Here is an 18019-nt window from a genome sequence, read left to right as displayed (position 1 = left end):
CCGCAGGGGCCCCCGCCGTCCGCTCGGAGGCAGGGATCGGAGGCCAGGTGGACGCGCTCAGCATCGCCATGGTGGGGACGCGAGGTGTCCCCGCCCGGTACGGCGGTTTCGAGACCGCCGTCGAGGAGGTGGGACGCCGTCTCGCCGACCGCGGGCACCGGGTCGTCGTCTACTGCCGGACCCCGCCGGGTGCGACCGAGCCGCCGCCGGCCGGGTACCTCGGCATGGAGCTGGTGCACCTGCCCGCCGCGCGCCGGCGCGCGCTGGAGACCCTGAGCCACACCGCGCTGTCGGTGCGGCACCTGCTCACCCACCGCACGGACGCCGCGTTCGTCTTCAACGCGGCCAACTCGCCGCTGCTGCCGGCGCTGCGCGCCGCCCGCATCCCGGTCGCCACGCACGTGGACGGGCTGGAGTGGAAGCGGGCGAAGTGGGGCCCGACCGGACGGCGCTACTACCGGGTCGCCGAGGCGCTCGCCGTCCGCTGGTCGGACGCGCTCATCGCCGACGCGCGGGGCATCGCCGACTACTACCGGGACGCCTTCGCCGCGCCGACGACGCTGCTCACCTACGGGGCGCCGCTCATCGACCCCGGCGCCGACCGCCTCGCCGAGCTCGACCTCGTCCCGGGCGGCTACCACCTCGTCGTCGCCCGCTTCGAGCCGGAGAACCACGTCGACCTGATCGTCGCGGGGTACGCGGCCAGCGCGGCGGCCAAGCCACTGGTCGTCGTCGGCTCCGCGCCGTACGCCGACGCGTACACCCGCCGGGTGCACGCGCTCGCCGACGAGCGGGTCCGCTTCCTCGGCGGGGTCTGGGACCAGCAGGTGCTCGACCAGCTCTACGCCAACTGCGCCACCTACCTGCACGGGCACTCCGTCGGGGGCACCAACCCCTCGCTGCTGCGCGCCATCGGCGCCGGCGCGGCGGTGACCGCGTTCGACGTCGACTTCAACCGCGAGGTCGTCGCCGACGCCGGCCGCTACTTCCGCACGCCCGAGGACGTCGCCGGGCACGTGGTCGCGGTCGAGGCCGACCCCGAGGGCACGGCCCGCGCCGGCCGGCGGGCGCGCGAGCTGGCCGGCGGCTACGACTGGGACCAGGTGGCCGCCGGCTACGAGGAGCTGGCCCGCGTGCTGGCCGAGCGCCGGTTCCCCGGGCGCCGGCCCTCCGGGCGCCGGAGGCCGACCGCCGCCGACGCACCCGCCTCCTGGCACCGGCCGGCCGAGCTGCCGCCGGTGACCGGGGCCGTGCCGCCGCCGGTGACCCCGGCCGTGCCCGCACCGGCCGCCGCTCCCGCGGTGGAGCAGCTGCTGGCCGGTCAGCAGTGACCGCGACCGTGCCGGCCCCGCCCCCGGCGGGGCTGGGGGACACCCTGCGCCGCCTGGGGACGGCGCAGAAGGGAGCGCAGGGCGCGCCGGCCTACTCCCGCTTCGTCAACCGGCGGCTGGGCCGGCTGCTCGCCGCGCTGGCCTTCGGAGTCCGGCTCACCCCCAACGCGGTCACCACGATCAGTGCCGCGTTCACCGCGACCGGCATCGCCGTCCTCGCCCTCGCCCGGCCGGGCTGGGGCACCGGGGTCGCCGTGTCGGCGTGCCTGGCCGTCGGCTACGCCTTCGACTCCGCCGACGGCCAGCTTGCCCGGCTGCGTGGCGGCGGCTCCCCGGCCGGCGAGTGGCTGGACCACATGGTCGACGCGGCCAAGACCTCGAGCCTGCACCTCGCCGTCCTGGTGTCGCTGTACCGCGTCGAGACCGTCGACCGCGGACCGCTGCTCCTGGTGCCGCTCGGGTTCTGCGTCGTGGCCGCGGTGCTGTTCTTCGGCACGATGCTCAACGAGGCCCTCCGCGAGCGGCACGGCGCGGCGACCCGTGCGCAGCGCACCGCCGAGCGGCCCAGCGTGCTCCGGTCGCTGCTGGTGGTGCCCACCGACTACGGCCTGCTGTGCTGGGTGTTCGTCCTCATGGGCGCTCCGGCCCTGTTCTTCTCCGCCTACTCGCTGCTCTTCCTCGCCACGGCCGGCTACCTGGCCCTGGCCTGCCGGAAGTGGTTCGGCGAGATCGACCGGTTGCCCAGCCGGGCCCCGACGACGACGACGACGACGACAAGGACGACCGCACCGTGACCACCCAGACCCCCGCGACCGCGCCGGCCTCCCCGCCCGAGCTCCCCGGCCGCGGCCGCCGCGGCCTGCTCGTCGCCGGCGCCGCCGCGCTGCTCGTGGCCGCGCTCGTGGCGCTGCTGCTCGTGCTCGGGAACGAGGACGAGCAATCGCCGTCGTCGGCGGCGACCGCGACCTCCACCCCGGCCGACGCGACCGTCCCGGCCCCCCTGCCGACGCCCGAGCCGACCGGCCCGACGGAGGACGTCGACGAGCTGCCGGCGGCCCTTCCGGAGGTCGCGCTCGACGAGCCGGCCGCCGTCGGCAACGGCATCGTCGCCCGCATCGCCGGCCTCGAGGCGGTCGACGGCACCGCGGTCGGCCCGGGCAACATCGCCGGCCCCGCGCTGCGGATCACCGTCAGCATCGAGAACGGCACCGAGGAGCCGGTGTCCCTGGGGGGAGTGGCCGTCAACGCCTCCTACGGAGCGGACCGCACGCCGGCCTCGCCCCTGGAGGACGAGGCGCAGCGGGCCTTCACCGGCCTGCTCGAGCCGGGGGAGTCGGCCGACGGCGTGTACGTGTTCAGCGTCCCCGCCGACGCCCGCGACCGGGTGACCGTCGAGGTCGGCTACCAGGCCGGCGCCCCGCTGCTGCTGTTCACCGGCTCGGCGCCCTGACCCCTGCGCCGTCCGACCGGCCCCCGTCCCCGCCGCACCGCGGTGGGGCGGGGGCCGTCGTGCGTCCGGGACCCGCCGGCCGGCTCACTCGGAGGAGGGGGCTCGCCGGTCACGGTGGGTGAGTGTCGAACGCCCCTGACCTGCACAAATGCGCAGGTCGTCACCGGATCGGGCGGGGTGATCACCCTGGCCGACCGTCGATCGTGACGCTTAGTGTTCGGCGCTCGTCCCATCGGGACGCTGCACACGGGGACGATCGACGGGGGAGCACCATGGGGGAACGGTTGTCGGCTGCGCCGAAGCGGCTGGTGTCGGGGGTCCTGAGCACGCTGCTCATGGCCGGCGGGTTGGCCTTCCTGGCACCCGGGACCGCGCTCGCCGACTCGGCGCCGGCCACTCCGTCGGCCGCGAACCCGGCCACCGTCACCGCCGACCCGCTGCCGACCGTCCAGATCGACGGCGTCGTGTGGTCGCAGGTCGTCGTCGGCAACACCGTCTACGCGGCCGGCTCGTTCACCCGGGCCCGCCCGGCGGGCGCCCCGGCGGGCACCTCGGAGACGGTCCGCAACAACCTGCTCGCCTACGACATCCGCACCGGCGAGCTGGTCCAGTCCTTCGCGCCCGACCTCAACGCCCAGGCGCTGGTCGTGGCCGCCTCGCCGGACGGCTCGCGGATCTACGTCGGCGGTGACTTCACCCGCGCCAACGGGCAGGTCCGCAACCGGATCGCCGCCTACGACACGCGCACCCACGCCCTGGTCGCCACCTGGGCACCCAGCGCCAACGGCCAGGTGCGGGCGCTCGCGGCCACCGCCTCCACCGTCTACTTCGGCGGCAGCCTGACCGCGGTCGGCGCCGTGAGCCGCACCCGGCTGGCCGCGGTCCGCGCCTCCGACGGCGGCCTGCTGCCGTGGGTGCCGGTGCCGGGTGTCGGTCCCACCAGCGGCAACCGACTGCCCTTCTTCGACGCCAAGGGCAACGCCATCCCCAACACCAGCGACGCTGCGCGCAACGCCATCACCTCCAACGAGGTGATGGCCCTGGTGGTCGCTGGTGGCGGCTCGCAGGTCGTGGTGGCCGGGCGGTTCTACGCGATGAACGGGGTCAAGGCCACGGGCGTCACCGCGCTGGACCCCGGATCCGGGGCCACCCGCCCCTTCGCCGCCAACCAGCTGATCACGAACCACGGCAACAACTCGGCCGTCTGGAGCCTGTCGACCGACGGCGACGCGGTCTACGGGACCGGCTACGACTTCTACGGTCCCGGCAACCTCGAGGGTTCCTTCGCCGCGGACGCGGTGGGCGGGCGGCTCCGGTGGGTGGCCGACTGCCGCGGCGACACGTACTCGGGGTTCCCGACCGGCGGGGCGCTGTACCTGGCCTCGCACGCCCACAGCTGCGTCAACATCGGAGGCTTCCCCGAGCAGGAGCCGCGCGTCTGGAAGCGGGCGACGGCGCTGAGCCTCTCCCCGGCGGCCTCCGTGGGCATCGTCGCGCAGAGCAACCTGAACTTCACCGGGCAGCCGGCGCCGGCGGTCCTCACCTGGTACCCGAGCTTCGCCCAGGGTGAGTACACCCGGCAGTTCCAGGGCGGCTGGAGCGTCAGCGGGAACGACCGGTACGTCGTCTACGGCGGGGAGTTCCCGCGGGTCAACGGGCAGGCGCAGCAGGGCCTGGTCCGCTTCGCCATGCCGGAGCTCGCCCCGAACGCCGTCGGTCCCACCGCCGGCTCACCGACTGCCGCGACCGCCATCGCGCCCGGCGCGGTCCGCGTCAGCTTCCAGGCGGCCAGCGACGACGACAACGGCACGCTGACGTACTCGGTGTTCCGGGACGGGGCCACGACGCCGGTCGCCCGGTTCAGCCGGCCGTCGTCGTGGTGGCAGCGTCCGGTGCTCGCGTGGACCGACCGTGCGGTGGCCGAGGGAGCGCACAGCTACCGCGTGGTGTCCGCCGACCCGTACGGCAACGAGGTCGACCTCGGGACGGCGACGGTCGCGGTCTCGGGCACCGGCTCCGCCCGTGCCTACGCCGACGCGGTGCACGCCGACGGCGCCACCGAGTACTGGCCCCTGGGCGAGCGCTCCGGTGCCATCGCCTACAGCCAGGCCGGTGCCAACGACAGCACGATGACGCCAGGGGTCCAGTTGAACTGGCCCGGCGGACTGCAGGGCGACGCGGACACCGCGGCCTGGTTCGACGGGACCTCCGGTTCACTCGGCTCGCAGACGGCCGTGCGCGGGCCCGACACCTTCAGCGTCGAGGCGTGGTTCGAGACCCGGACGACGGCCGGCGGTGTGATCATGGACTTCGGCAGCGCCCGAACCGGGCTGAGCAGTGACAACGACCGGCAGATCTGGCTCGACCCCGCTGGCCGGGTCAACTTCGCGGTGTACCCGGACGCCCCGCGCATCCTGACCAGCCCGGCCGTCTACAACAACGGGACCTGGCACCACGTCGTGGGCACGGTCGGACCGGACGGGATGTCGTTGTACGTCGACGGGCGCCTGGTGGCCTCCCGCGCCGACACCACCGGCGCCTACGACATCACGGGCTTCTGGCGGATCGGCGCGGACCGGCCATGGGCGTCGACGCCGTACTACAACGGTCGCCTCGACGAGGTGGCGGTGTACCCGGCGGCGCTGACCGCGGAGCAGGTCGCGCGGCACCACGCCCTCGGCAGCACCGGGACGGCGCCCAACGCCGCGCCGTCCGCCGCGTTCCTCGCCAGCGTGTCCGACGCCGAGGCGTCGTTCGACGCCTCGGGCTCGAGCGACAGCGACGGCGCGATCGCCTCGTACGCCTGGGACTTCGGCGACGGCAGCACCGGCACCGGCCCGACCGTGGCGCACCAGTACCGCGCCACGGCGACCTACACGGTGACGCTGCGAGTGACCGACGCGAGGGGTGCCACGGCGACCACGACCCGCCCGGTCGCGATCGTCGTGCCCCCGCCGAACCAGCCGCCGACGGCGGCGTTCACCGCGACGACGACCGGGCTGGTCGCCCGCGTCGACGGCTCGGCGTCGGCCGACGCCGACGGCACGGTCACCGCCCGCGCCTGGGACTTCGGCGACGGCACGTCCGGCACCGGCGCGACCGCGTCGCACGCCTACTCCGCGGCCGGCACCTACACGGTGCGGCTGACCGTGACCGACGACGACGGTGCCACGGCGACCACCACCCGCGACGTGACCGTGGCACCCACGGCCGGACCGGCCGTGCTGGCGCAGGACGGTTTCGGGCGGTCGGTGTCGAACGGGCTGGGGGTCGCTGAGGTCGGCGGGGCGTGGTCGGCGTCGGTGGGTGGCACCCGGTTGTCGGTGTCGCCGGGTGCGGCGGAGTTCGCGCTGCCGGCGGCGGGCAACAACACCGCGGCGTTCCTGGGTGAGGTGGCGCAGACCTCGGCCGACGTGCGGACGGCGTTCGCGCTGAGCGCGGCGCCGACCGGGGCGGGCACGTACGTGTACGTGTCCGGCCGGCGGGTGAGCGCGACCCTGGAGTACCGGGTGCGGGTGCGGGTGATGGCCGACGGCCGGGTCGGGCTGGCGCTGTCCCGGCTGGCCGGGGGTGAGACCTTCCCGGGTGGGGAGGTCGTGGTCCCGGGGCTGTCCTGGACGCCGGGCACGGTGCTGAACGTGCGGGTGCTGGTGGCCGGCGTGGGCGGCACGGAGGTCACCGGTGCGGTGTGGGCGCAGGGCACGCCGGAGCCGGCGCCGCAGCTGGTCCGCACCGACTCGACCGCGGCGCTGCAGGCGCCCGGCGGGGTGGGCCTGGCCGTGCACCGGCCCGGCGGCACCACCACCGCCACGACCGTCCGCTTCTCGCCCGTCGCGGTGACCGCGGTCGGCGCGGGCGGGGGCGCCGAGCAGCCGCCGGCCGAGGAGCCCCCGGTCGAGCAGCCGCCGGCCAACGTGGCCCCGACGGCGGCCCTCACCGCCGCGGTGTCCGGGCTCGGCGTGGCCGTCGACGGCTCGGCGTCGGCCGACGCCGACGGCACGGTCACCGCCCACGCGTGGGACTTCGGCGACGGGTCCACCGGGTCCGGGGCCACGGCCACCCACACGTACTCCGCGGCCGGCACCTACACGGTCCGGCTGACGGTCACCGACGACGACGCGGCCACCGGCACGGCGGAGCGCCAGGTCACCGTGACCGCGCCGCCGGTCCAGGAGCCCCCGGCCGAGGAGCCGCCGGCCGGACCGGCGGTGCTCGCCCGGGACGGTTTCGGGCGGTCGGTGTCGAACGGGCTGGGGGTCGCTGAGGTCGGCGGGGCGTGGTCGGCGTCGGTGGGTGGCACCCGGTTGTCGGTGTCGCCGGGTGCGGCGGAGTTCGCGCTGCCGGCGGCGGGCAACAACACCGCGGCGTTCCTGGGTGAGGTGGCGCAGACCTCGGCCGACGTGCGGACGGCGTTCGCGCTGAGCGCGGCGCCGACCGGGGCGGGCACGTACGTGTACGTGTCCGGCCGGCGGGTGAGCGCGACCCTGGAGTACCGGGTGCGGGTGCGGGTGATGGCCGACGGCCGGGTCGGGCTGGCGCTGTCCCGGCTGGCCGGGGGTGAGACCTTCCCGGGTGGGGAGGTCGTGGTCCCGGGGCTGTCCTGGACGCCGGGCACGGTGCTGAACGTGCGGGTGCTGGTGGCCGGCGTGGGCGGCACGGAGGTCACCGGTGCGGTGTGGGCGCAGGGCACGCCGGAGCCGGCGCCGCAGCTGGTCCGCACCGACTCGACCGCGGCGCTGCAGGCGCCCGGCGGGGTGGGCCTGGCCGTGCACCGGCCCGGCGGCACCACCACCGCCACCACGGTCCGCTTCACCACCCTCGCGGTGACCGCCGCGGAGTGAGCCGGGGGGGGCGACGGCGGTTCTCGCCGACCGTCGCTCCCCGCTCACGCTTGGTGACAGCGACCTCCCTCGGTGGAGGGAGGAACACGGTCCGTCACCGGAATGGGTGTACCTGCAGGTCAGAACCCAGTGACATGGTCACTCTCGGTACACGCCCATCGCATGCCGTGGTGGGCGGTCGAGCAGTGGGGGAACGGCATGAGCACATCGTCGGCGCCTGCGCCGAAGCGGGTCATCTCCGGTCTGGTCACCGTGGCACTGGGGGCGGGCGTCTTCGCCCTGCTGCCGCCGGCCGCGGCGTCGGCCGACACGGCGCCGGTGGGGGAGGTCTCCGCCGCCGCGCCGGTCACGGTGAGCGCCGACGCGCTGCCCACCGTCCAGATCAACGGGGTGGCCTGGTCTCAGGCCGTCGTCGGCAACGCCGTGTACGTCGGCGGCGCCTTCAGCTCCGCGCGGCCGGCCGGTGCCGCCGCGGGCACGCAGGAGATGCCCCGCGCCAACCTGCTCGCCTACGACATCCGCACCGGGGAGCTGGTCACCTCGTTCGCGCCGGTCCTCAACGGGCAGGTGCTCGTGGTGACCGCCTCGCCGGACGGCAAGCGGATCTACGTCGGCGGCGACTTCACCGAGGTCGACGGCCAGGTCCGGCGTCGCGTCGCGGCCTTCGACACCGCCAGCGGCAGCCTGGTCGCCACCTGGAAGCCCAGCATCAACAGCCAGGTCCGCGCCATCGCCGCCACGGACGACACCGTCTACCTCGGCGGCAGCATCACCGCCGTCGGCGGCGTCAGCCGCTCGCGGCTGGCCGCGGTCCGCGCCTCCGACGGCGGGCTGCTCCCGTGGGCGCCGGTGCCCGGCGTCGGCTCCACCGCGGGCAACACCAACGGCGCCAAGGGCACCAGCGACGCCGTCCTCTCCCTGGTGGTCACCGGCGGGGGCACCCAGGTCGTCGCCGCCGGCCGCTTCGACTCCATGAACGGCAGCAAGGCCACCGGCGTCGCCGCGCTCGACCCGGTCACCGGCGTCAACCGCCCGTTCGCGATCAACCAGATGATCACCAACCAGGGCGTCAACTCCGCGGTCTACAGCCTCTCCACCGACGGCGACGTCGTGTACGGCACCGCCTACGACTACTACGGGCCGGGCAACCTCGAGGGCTCCTTCGCGGTCCGCGCCGACGGGGGCACGGTGGTCGAGGTCAACGAGTGCCGCGGCGACACCTACTCGAGCCACGCCATGAACGGCGCGCTCTACGTCGCCAGCCACACCCACGACTGCGGCAACATCGGCGGCTTCCCCGAGCAGAACCCGCGGGTGCACAAGTTCGCCAGCGCCTACAGCACCGCGGCCACCGGCAAGGTCGGCACCAGCACGCTGAAGAACGCCAACTTCCGCGGCCAGCCGGCCGGCACGCAGCTCGCCTGGTTCCCCACCATGACGCCGGGCACCGTCACCGGCCAGGGGCAGGCCGGCTGGCACGTGACCGGCAATGGCGAGTACCTCGTCTACGCCGGGGAGTTCCCGCGGGTCAACGGCGCCGGCCAGCAGGGGCTGGTCCGCTACGCGGTGCCCGCCACCGCGCCGAACCGGGTGGGCCCGAGCACCGACGGCTTCACCGCCGCGGTCACCTCGCCGGCCGCCGGTCAGGTGACGGTCTCCTGGACCGCCACCAGCGACCAGGACAACGCCACCCTCACCTACCGCGTCGAGCGGGAGGGCGCCGCGCTGCCCGTCGCCGAGCAGGTGCAGACCTCGACCTGGTGGAAGCGGCCGGCCATGTCGGCCACCGAGTCCGGCGTCAGCGGTTCGCTCCGCTACCGGGTGGTCGCCACCGACCCGTTCGGCACCTCCGTCGCCACCGAGTGGGCGCCGGTCGAGGTGGCCGCGGCCGTCACCGGCGCGCAGACCACCCGCTACGCCGACGCCGTCCGGGCCGACTCGCCGCAGTCGTATTGGCGGCTGGGGGAGACCGCCGCCGGGACGACGGCCGCCGACACCCAGGGCCGCGCCGCCCTGACGGTCGGGTCGGGCGTCACCCGGGGGGCCGAGGGCGCCCCGACCGGTGACCGTGACACCGCCTACTCCTTCAACGGCAGCGCGACGGCGACCCTGTCGACGCCGACCGCCACGGCGGCGCCCAACACCTTCACCCAGGAGGCCTGGTTCCGAACCAGTTCCTCCTCGGGCGGGCGGCTCCTCGGCTTCGGCAACGCGAAGTCCGGCACCAGCTCCACCTTCGACCGCCAGGTCTACCTGGACGCCAAGGGCCGGGTCGTCTTCGGCGTCAACCGGCGGGTGCTGTTCTGGAACCTGCCGACGACCGTCACCAGTACCGCCTCCTTCAACGACGGCAAGTGGCACCACGTCGCCGCGACGCTCGGCTCGGCCGGCATGGCGCTCTACGTCGACGGCAAGCTGGTCGGGTCGCGCACCGACACGACCTCGGGGCTCGCCTACAGCGGTCACCTGCGGGTCGGCAGCGACAGCGGCATGGGCGGGGTCAACACCTTCACCGGCCGGATCGACGAGGTGGCGCTCTACGGCACCGCCCTGTCGGCGACGCAGATCGCCGCGCACGCCGCGGCCGGCGGCACCGGGACCCCCGCCAACACGGCCCCGGCGGCGCGCTTCACCGGCACCACCGCCGAGCTCACGGCCGCGTTCGACGCCGGCACCTCCTCCGACACCGACGGCCGGATCGCCTCCTACGCCTGGGCCTTCGGCGACGGCGGCTCGGCCACCGGGGCGACCGCGCAGCACACCTACGCGGCGGCCGGCACCTACGTCGTCACGCTGACGGTGACCGACGACAAGGGCGCCACCGGCGTCTCCAGCCGGCTGGTCACGGTCGCCCCCGCGCCGCCGAACCAGGCGCCGACGGCGTCGTTCACCACCGCGGCCGCCGGCCTCACCCTCGCCGTCGACGGCGCCGCCTCGACCGACGCCGACGGCACCGTCGCCGGCCACGCCTGGACCTTCGGGGACGGCGGCACCGGCACCGGCGCCACGGCGGAGCACACCTACGCCGCGGCGGGCACCTACCCGGTCACCCTCACGGTGACCGACGACGACGGCGCCACGGCCGTCACCGAGCAGCAGGTGGTGGTGACCACGCCGGTGAGCTCCGAGCTCATCGCCAAGGACACCTTCAACCGCACCGTGCAGAACGGCCTGGGCACGGCGGACGTCGGCGGCACCTGGGTCGCCTCGGTGGGCGCGGGCCGGCAGTCGGTGACCCCGGGCGTGGCCGAGCTGGCCGTGCCCGCCGCGGGCAACAACACCGCGGCCCACCTGGACGGCGTGGCCGCGACGGCGGTCGACGCCCGCACCTCGTTCTCGCTGTCCTCGATGCCGACCGGCAACGGCACGTACGTGTACGTGACCGGCCGGCGGGTCGGGTCCGGTGAGGAGTACCGGGTGCGGGTCCGGGTGCAGGCCGACGGGTCGGTCGGGCTGGCGCTGTCCCGGGTGTCGGGCGGCACCGAGGCCTTCCCCGGCGGGGAGGTCGTCGTCCCGGGCCTGACCTACACCGACGGCGGCACGCTGGACGTCCGCCTGCAGGTGTCCGGCACCGGCACCACCGAGGTGCGGGCCACCGTCTGGGCAGCCGGCACGGCCGAGCCGGGCACGCCGCAGCTGGTCCGCACCGACGCCACCGCGGCGCTGCAGGCGGCCGGGTCGGTCGGGCTCGCGGCACATCGCCCGGGCAGCAGCACCGCCGCGACCGCCGTCCGGTTCACCACGTTCGGCGTCACCGCGATCGGCTGACCGCACCCGCTGGACCGAGGCCGGCTCCCCACGACGGGGAGCCGGCCTCACCCGTCCGGGGTGCGACCGCTCCCGGTCCACCCGACCCGTTGGGAGGATCGAAGGATGACCCGACTGCTCCGGCTGGCCCGGCGGCCGGCCGCCGGCGCGGTCGCCGGTCAGGTCACGCAGGCCGTCGCCGGCCTGGTGCTCTCGGTGGCCGCCGCCCGCTGGCTGGGCGCCGCGGGCCTGGCCACCTTCGCCCTGGTGTACGGCGCCGTGGTGCTGGTGACGGCGCTGGTCAGCGGGCTGGTCGGCGACTCGCTGACCGTCCTCGACCGGCACGACCGGGGCACCCGCGCCGCCCTGCACGTGTGGGCCGCGGCCGTCGCCGTCGCCGCGGGTGCCGCCGGCGGCCTCCTGGCCGTGGCGACCGACGTCGTCCGGCCGGCCGCGGCCGCCGTCCTGGGCCTGGCGGTCACCGCGTTCGTCCTCGAGGACACCCTCCGCCGGCTGCTCATGGCCACCGGGCGGTTCTGGTCCCTGCCCGCCGTCGACGGCACGAGCCTGCTGCTGGCAGCCGGCACCCTGGCCGCCTGCGCGGCCACCGGCCGGCTCACCCTCACCTCCTTCTTCCTCGCCCTGCTGGTCGGGCAGGCGGGCGCGTCGGCCGTCGCCTGGGCGGGCTTGCCGGCTCCCGAGCGGCCGCGCGGCCCGTGGCGGGCGCCGGACCTGGCGGGGGTCTGGGGCTTCGGCGCCTGGCGGGCCGCATCCCAGGCCGTCCGCCCGGCGCTGCTGACCGGCCTGCGGCTGGCCGTGGTCGGGCTGGCCGGTGCCGCCGCGTACGGCCCGCTCGAGGCCGCGCGGGTCTACACGGCCCCCACGCTGGTCCTCGTCACCGGCCTCGGCTCGTTCCTGCTGCCGCACTCCGTGGCCATCCGCGACCGGCCGGCCGGCGACCAGCTGCGGGCCGCCGACCGGGCGGTCCTGCGGCTCGCCGGCGCGGTCGCCGCGCTGGGGGCACTCAGCGTCGCGCTGCAGCCGGTCGTGGCGCCGCTGCTCACCGGGGGCGCGTACGCGGTGCCCGTGGCGGCCGTCGCCGGCTGGAGCGCCTACGCGGTGGCCGGCGCCGTCCTGCTGCCGTACTCGGTGCTGGCGACCGTGCACCGCCGGCAGCGGCGGGTGCTCGCGCTGCGGCTGCTCGAGGCCGTCGGTCTCGCGGTCGTCGTCGCGCTGGTCGCCCTGGTCGACGGGAGCGAGGTGTGGGCCCCGCTCGCGCTGGCGATCGGGCCGCTGCTGGTCGCCGTCGCCGTCCGGCAGGCCGTGCTGCGCCCGCTCGCCGGTCGCCCGGACGCCGCGGTCCGGCCGGTGCCGGTCCCGGCCTGAGGACCGCGCTCGCCGCCTCCCGGAGGCCCGCCGTCCGGGTCTAGCGTCGGCCTCCCTCGGGGGCACACCAGGCGGACAAGGGAGCCGGACGATGCCGCTCTACCTGACGAGGTTCAGCTACACCCCGGAGACGTGGGGCAGGCTGATCAACAACCCGGAGGACCGCCGTGAGGCGGCTCGCACGTACATCGAGTCGGTCGGCGGGACGCTGCACGGGTTCTGGTACGCCTTCGGGCCGCACGACGGGTACACGCTCTGGGAGGCCCCCGACAACGTGTCCATGGCGGCGGTGACCGTGGCACTGGCCAGCGGAGGCGCGCTGAGTCCGGTGGAGACGACGGTCCTGCTGACCGTCGAGGAGACGCTGGAGGCGCTGGGCAAGGCCAAGCAGGTGCGGTACCGGCCGCCGGGGGCGTAGCCCCGCTGATCAGCGCCCGGACCGGCCGGGCTGGTCCAGGTCGCGGCCGGCGGCGGCCAGCACGGCCTCGCGGACGCGGTCGAGGGTGGGAGCGCGCAGCCGCCACTGCTGCCAGTACAGGACGACGTCGACCGCGGCGGCCGGGTCGAGGGCGACCAGTTCCACCCCTCGCGCCTGCAGGTCGGGCACCATGCCCCAGCCGAGGCCGAGGGTGACCGCGGCGACGTAGTCCGCCGACGCGGGCACGTGGTGCACCGGCGGAGCGACGTCGGGACCGGCCTGCGCGTGCAGGTAGCGGTGCTGCAGGTCGTCCTTGCGGTCGAAGACGACGACCGGGGCACCGGCGAGGGCCTCGGGCGTGGGGCCGGCGGGGAACCAGCGCCGCGCGAAGCCGGGGGAGGCCATCGGCCGGTAGCGCATCCCGCCCAGGCGGGTGGACGTGCAGCCGGGCACCGGCTCGGCGTCCGCGGTCACCGCCGCCATGACGGTGCCGGCGCGCAGCAGGGCGCTGGTGTGCTCCTGGTCCTCGCGGTACAGGTCGAAGCAGACGTCGCCGGCCAGCGGCGCCAGCGCGGGCAGCACCCAGGTGGCCATCGAGTCGGCGTTGACCGCGATCGGCAGGGTGGGCACGCGCTCGGCCGCGGCGTCGTCGCCCAGTTCTCGGGCGACGTCGGCGGTGAGCAGGTCGACCTGCCGGGCCAGCCGCAGCACGGCCTGTCCGGACTCGGTGACCTGCACCGGCCTGGTCCGCACCAGGAGGATCCGGCCGGTGGCGACCTCCAGTGCGCGCAGCCGCTGGCTGATGGCCGACGGGGTGACGTGCAGCGCCCGGGCGGCGGCCTCCAGCGTGCCGCCGCGGACGGTGGCGTCCAGGGCCCGCAGCTGGGCGAGGTCCAGCTCCATGAACAGTGACTCTAATGATGCGTGAGAACCATTAGCTGGACGGCGGACGGCCGCCTTCCTAGCGTCGGCGGCGTGCTCACCCCTCCGGCGCTGCTCGCCGTCGCGTCCGGGCTCGCGCTGGGCCTCGGGCTGATCGTCGCCATCGGTGCCCAGAACGCCTTCGTCCTGCGGCAGGGGCTCCGCCTCGAGCACGTGGCCGCGGTGGTGGCGGTGTGCGCGCTCTCCGACGTCGCGCTGATCGGCGCCGGGGTGCTGGGCGCCGGCGCGGCCCTGGAACGGGTGCCGTGGCTCATCCCGGTGGTGTGCTTCGCCGGGGCGGCGTTCCTGCTCTGCTACGGCGCCATGGCCGCGCGGCGGGCGCTGCGGCCCGGCGCGCTGCTGCCCGACGCCGCCGGCGCCCGCACCGGTCTGGCGGTGACCGTCGGCACGTGCCTGGCGCTGACCTGGCTCAACCCGCACGTGTACCTGGACACGGTGGTGCTGCTCGGCTCGATGGCCTCGACGTACGGCGAGCACCGGTGGGAGTTCGCCGCCGGTGCCGGTCTCGGCAGTGCCGTCTGGTTCACCGGCCTCGGCTACGGCGCCCGCCTGCTCCGGCCGGTGTTCGCCCGTCCGACGGCGTGGCGGGTGCTCGACGGCGGCATCGCCGTCGTCATGGCCGCCCTGGCCGTCTCCCTGGCCGTGCGCGGCGTCGTGGGAGCCTGAGGCGTGATCGACGTCGACCTGCCGGCTGGACCTCCGGCGGGCGCGCTCGTCCGGGGGTTCGCCGCGTGCCTGGCGTCGGTCACCGAGGTGCCGGTGACCGACGTGCCGCTGCCGGACGACGACCTGGCGCACGCACTGGGCGCCTGGCGCAGCTGGCTGGCCGGGCACGGGTCGGGGCTGGTGCCCATCGCCGACCCCGCGCGCTTCCAGTGGGCCGGCTGGTGGATCGCCGTGGTCGAGGACCCGGCCGGTCCGGGCGCCGGGGTGGCCGTGCTGGCCTTCGGGACGCCGCCCGGCGTCGTCCTCAGCCCGCAGGCGCCCGCGTTGCTGGGCCGGGCTCCCGCCGACCTGCGCATCCGCGAGGCCCACGCCGTCGCCTCCCTCGATCCCGTGCTGCGCCGGCCGCAGGGCGCGCCGGAGCTGCGCGGCACCGTCGAGGGCCTGGCCGTGGCGCCGACCGCGGAGGCGCCGATGCGGCTGCTCGAGGTCGCGCAGGCCCGCGCCGGCCGCGGGTTGGACGGCGACCGCTACGCCGCGGCGGCCGGCACGTTCAGTCCCCGCGCCGGACGCCGCCCCGGCTACGACCTGACGCTGATCGCCGCCGAGATCCTGGACGAGCTGGCCGCGGCCGGGCACGACCTGGACTTCGCGGGCACCCGGCGCAACGTCCTCACCCGCGGCATCGACGTCAACGCGCTGGTCGGGCGGCGCTTCCGGATCGGGGACGTGCTGTGCGAGGGGCGCCGGCTGTGCGAGCCCTGCGTGCACCTCGACCGGCTCAGCGGACCGGGGGTCATCCGGCCGCTGATCCACCGCGGCGGGCTGCGCGCCGACGTCCTCACCGACGGCGAGATCCGCGTCGGAGCACCCGTCCGCTCCGCCTGACCGGACGGTCAGCGGAGGGCGAGTCGCTCCTCGAGTCGCTCCTCGAGTCGCTCTTCGACGGCCGCGCGGATGCGGCCCACCACCTCGGTCCAGGCGGGCACCTCGACGGCCGGGCTGGGGCTCGGCGGACCGGCGAGCTCGGTCCGGACGGCCGCGGCGATCGACGCCGGGTCGAGCGGGTCGAAGAACGCGGCCCCCGGCGCGAGCTCCCGGAACGCGGGGATGTCGCTGAGCGCCATCGGGGCGCCGGACAACCCGGCCTCCACGACGGGCAGGCCGAAGCCCTCGTCCAGGGACGGGAAGACGAACAGCCGGCAGTTCCCGTAGAGCCATGCCAGCGCGCCGTCGTCCACCCCGCCGACGAAGCGCACCCGGCGGTCACCGGGATCGTGCCGGGCGGCGGCCAGGCCGTCGGGCTCGCCGACCACCACCAGGGGGCGGTCGGGCGTCACCAGGCCGGCGGCGAGGACCGCCTCGACCAGCCGGCCGGTGTTCTTGCGGGCGTTGAGCCGGCCGACGCACAGCAGGAATCCGCCCGGTGCCAGCCCCAGGCCGGGGTCGGTGGCCCGGCGGGAGCGGAAGGACTCCGGCACCCCGAGCCCGACCGGCACCACCTTCGCGGCGAGCCCCGGGCGCACGCGGGCGATGCGGTCGGCCTCGGCGCGAGTGGAGGTGAGCACGAGGTCGGCACGGCGGGCCGACCAGGGCATGCCGGCGAAGTAGAGCCGCTCGAGGCGGGTGAAGAACTCGGGGTGCTCGTCGAACATCAGGTCGTGGATGAAGGTGGCGCGCAGCGCCCGCGTCCGCAGCGGGGTGAAGTTCTGCGCGATCACGACGTCGGCGTCGGCCGCCGACCCCAGCTCGGCGAGCACGCTCACCCCGTGCGGGTTCAGCCGCACCGGTGCGATGCCGATCGGCGCGTCCCCCACGAGCTCGCGCACCCGGTCGACGTGCCGGCGGGGCACCGCCACGGTCAGCTCGTCGTCCGGCCGGGTCGCCGACCACGTGCGGACGAACGAGTCGACCACACGCCGGCCCGAGGGCTGGCCCTCCACCCACCAGTAGGCGTCGAACAGCACCCTCACCGGACCGGTACCTCCTCCCGCGCCGCGGGCGCGGGCGCGGGCAGCTCCTCCCGCAGCCGCCGGCGGGATCCGCCCTCGGCCAGCAGCGAGACCGCGACCAGGCACAGGAAGGCCGGGGTCGCGTCGAACAGGCCGCTCTCCACGGTGCTGCGGCCGAGCAGGAACACCAGCAGCCCGAGGAAGAGGGCGCGGTGCGACCGCGGCGCGTGCAGCGCACCGCGCACCGTCCACACCGCCCACACCAGGGCGGCCAGCAGCCCGAGCAGCCCGGCCTGCACGAGCGCGGAGACCCAGCTGCTGTCCAGCGGCTGCTCGTCCCACCACTGGCCGCGGACCTCGATGACCTTGACCGAGAGCCCGCCGCCGAAGACCAGCTGCCAGCCGCTCTCCGCCCACGTGCCCGCGGCGTCCCAGGCGATGAAGCGGGACTCCAGCGTGCTGGTCCCCGCACCGTCGCGGGCCGCGAAGCCGCTGAGGACGCCGGTGGTCAGGGCACCGACCGTCGCGACCGCGGCCAGCACCAGGCCGCCGACGACGAGGCCGACCGGCGGACGTCGCAGGTGGGCGGCGACGACCGCCAGGCCGAGCAGCAGCATGAGCAGGCCGGTGCGCGAGCCGGTGGCCCAGACGACCGCCAGCGCGCCCAGGACCACCGGCGCGCTCCACCAGTGCCGCTCGCCCAGGACGACGAGCCAGGCGACGACGAGGACCACGATCCCGGCCAGCAGCGCCAGCTCGTTGGGGCTCAGCGGCGGCAGCCCGCCCGCCAGCCGCCCGGTGGCGGCGCTCGGCAGGCCGGTGGCGGCCGCGACCAGACCCACGGTCCCGCAGGCGGCGGCCAGCGCGGTGGCGGCCTGGCGCACGGTTGCCGTCCGCAGCAGGCAGGTGACGGCGACGACCAGCACGGCCACCCGGGCGGCGACCATCGCGCCGGCCAGCAGGCTGCCGTGCGTCAGCGCGCCGAAGACGGAGCTGCCGAGCAGGACCGCGGCCGCCCACCAGGTGCCGGTGCCCAGCCGGCGCCGGGGACCGGCGGAGGCCGCCAGCAGCGCCAGGACCACGGCGAGGACGCTCAGCGCGGCCTTGGCGACGACCACCGGGTCCAGCGACCCGGAGAAGTACTGGCCGCGCCGCCAGCCGACGGTGCTGGCGACCAGCAGCAGCGCGACGGCGTACCGGGCCCCGGCGCCGCGCAGCGGGGACGGGCGCGCCGGCGTCACCGCCGGGGGCGGGCTGCGGCGGCCACCGGCTGCCGGGCCGGCGCCGCG

12 protein-coding genes are annotated in these 18019 nt (G+C 76.1%); 9 read left to right on the top strand and 3 right to left on the bottom strand.

What is annotated here, in order from left to right; genetic code table 11:
• Positions 1 to 47 precede the first annotated feature (47 nt).
• The 7 genes from MY520_RS22235 to MY520_RS22205 all read left to right on the top strand — a co-directional run bounded on the left by MY520_RS22235 (position 48) and on the right by MY520_RS22205 (position 13173).
• Positions 48 to 1331: a DUF1972 domain-containing protein gene (locus MY520_RS22235; protein ID WP_436694751.1), complete on the top strand. Its 1284-nt coding sequence runs from the start codon at positions 48 to 50 to the stop codon at positions 1329 to 1331.
• Positions 1328 to 2125 carry a CDP-alcohol phosphatidyltransferase family protein gene (locus tag MY520_RS22230; RefSeq protein WP_436694750.1) on the top strand — a complete coding sequence of 266 codons (798 nt, stop codon included), beginning with the start codon at positions 1328 to 1330 and terminating at the stop codon, positions 2123 to 2125. Before MY520_RS22235 ends, MY520_RS22230 begins: the two co-directional genes overlap by 4 nt.
• A complete protein-coding gene (locus tag MY520_RS22225) occupies positions 2122 to 2781 on the top strand; it encodes a hypothetical protein (RefSeq protein ID WP_436694749.1) in 660 nt (219 codons plus the stop codon). The genes MY520_RS22230 and MY520_RS22225 overlap by 4 nt, the downstream gene beginning before the upstream one ends.
• Before the next feature lie 284 nt (positions 2782 to 3065).
• On the top strand, positions 3066 to 7622 hold the full coding sequence (locus tag MY520_RS22220; protein ID WP_436694748.1) for a PKD domain-containing protein: 4557 nt from the start codon (positions 3066 to 3068) through the stop codon (positions 7620 to 7622).
• Between the two features lie 198 nt (positions 7623 to 7820).
• On the top strand, positions 7821 to 11390 hold the full coding sequence (locus MY520_RS22215) for a PKD domain-containing protein (protein ID WP_436694747.1): 3570 nt from the start codon (positions 7821 to 7823) through the stop codon (positions 11388 to 11390).
• A gap of 105 nt (positions 11391 to 11495) precedes the next feature.
• The gene (locus tag MY520_RS22210) at positions 11496 to 12755 is read left to right on the top strand and encodes a hypothetical protein (protein WP_436694746.1); all 1260 of its coding nucleotides are present in this window, start codon (positions 11496 to 11498) and stop codon (positions 12753 to 12755) included.
• A gap of 91 nt (positions 12756 to 12846) precedes the next feature.
• Positions 12847 to 13173 carry a GYD domain-containing protein gene (locus tag MY520_RS22205; RefSeq protein WP_436694745.1) on the top strand — a complete coding sequence of 109 codons (327 nt, stop codon included), beginning with the start codon at positions 12847 to 12849 and terminating at the stop codon, positions 13171 to 13173.
• 9 nt (positions 13174 to 13182) lie between these two features.
• Here the strand turns inward: MY520_RS22205 and MY520_RS22200 are convergent, their stop codons facing one another.
• Positions 13183 to 14076 (bottom strand): LysR family transcriptional regulator ArgP, encoded by an 894-nt coding sequence (locus tag MY520_RS22200; RefSeq protein ID WP_436694744.1) that lies wholly within the window; start codon positions 14074 to 14076, stop codon positions 13183 to 13185.
• Between the two features lie 72 nt (positions 14077 to 14148).
• On the opposite strand from MY520_RS22200, the gene MY520_RS22195 reads away from it, so the two are divergent.
• On the top strand, positions 14149 to 14781 hold the full coding sequence (locus MY520_RS22195; protein WP_436694743.1) for a LysE/ArgO family amino acid transporter: 633 nt from the start codon (positions 14149 to 14151) through the stop codon (positions 14779 to 14781).
• A gap of 3 nt (positions 14782 to 14784) precedes the next feature.
• Entirely contained in the window at positions 14785 to 15666 is an 882-nt protein-coding gene (locus tag MY520_RS22190) for an MOSC domain-containing protein (RefSeq protein ID WP_436694742.1), read from the top strand.
• A gap of 8 nt (positions 15667 to 15674) precedes the next feature.
• Here the strand turns inward: MY520_RS22190 and MY520_RS22185 are convergent, their stop codons facing one another.
• Together MY520_RS22185 and MY520_RS22180 are read right to left on the bottom strand one after the other, a co-directional pair.
• Entirely contained in the window at positions 15675 to 16751 is a 1077-nt protein-coding gene (locus MY520_RS22185) for a glycosyltransferase family 4 protein (protein WP_436694741.1), read from the bottom strand.
• Positions 16748 to 18019: hypothetical protein (locus MY520_RS22180; RefSeq protein WP_436694740.1), on the bottom strand; the 1272-nt coding region annotated here is incomplete at its 5' end. The genes MY520_RS22185 and MY520_RS22180, both read right to left, overlap by 4 nt.

The sequence above is a fragment of the Geodermatophilus sp. CPCC 205506 genome (assembly GCF_051383635.1).
Lineage (GTDB): Bacteria > Actinomycetota > Actinomycetes > Mycobacteriales > Geodermatophilaceae > Geodermatophilus.
This window is presented reverse-complemented; position numbering and strand designations above follow the sequence as displayed.

Excerpts from the sequence above, each read along its gene's own strand:
- MY520_RS22215 (WP_436694747.1), top strand. The coding sequence starts at position 7,821 with ATGAGCACATCGTCGGCGCCTGCGCCGAAGCGGGTCATCTCCGGTCTG.
- MY520_RS22210 (WP_436694746.1), top strand. The coding sequence starts at position 11,496 with ATGACCCGACTGCTCCGGCTGGCCCGGCGGCCGGCCGCCGGCGCGGTC.
- MY520_RS22205 (WP_436694745.1), top strand. The coding sequence starts at position 12,847 with ATGCCGCTCTACCTGACGAGGTTCAGCTACACCCCGGAGACGTGGGGC.
- MY520_RS22200 (WP_436694744.1), bottom strand. The coding sequence starts at position 14,076 with ATGGAGCTGGACCTCGCCCAGCTGCGGGCCCTGGACGCCACCGTCCGC.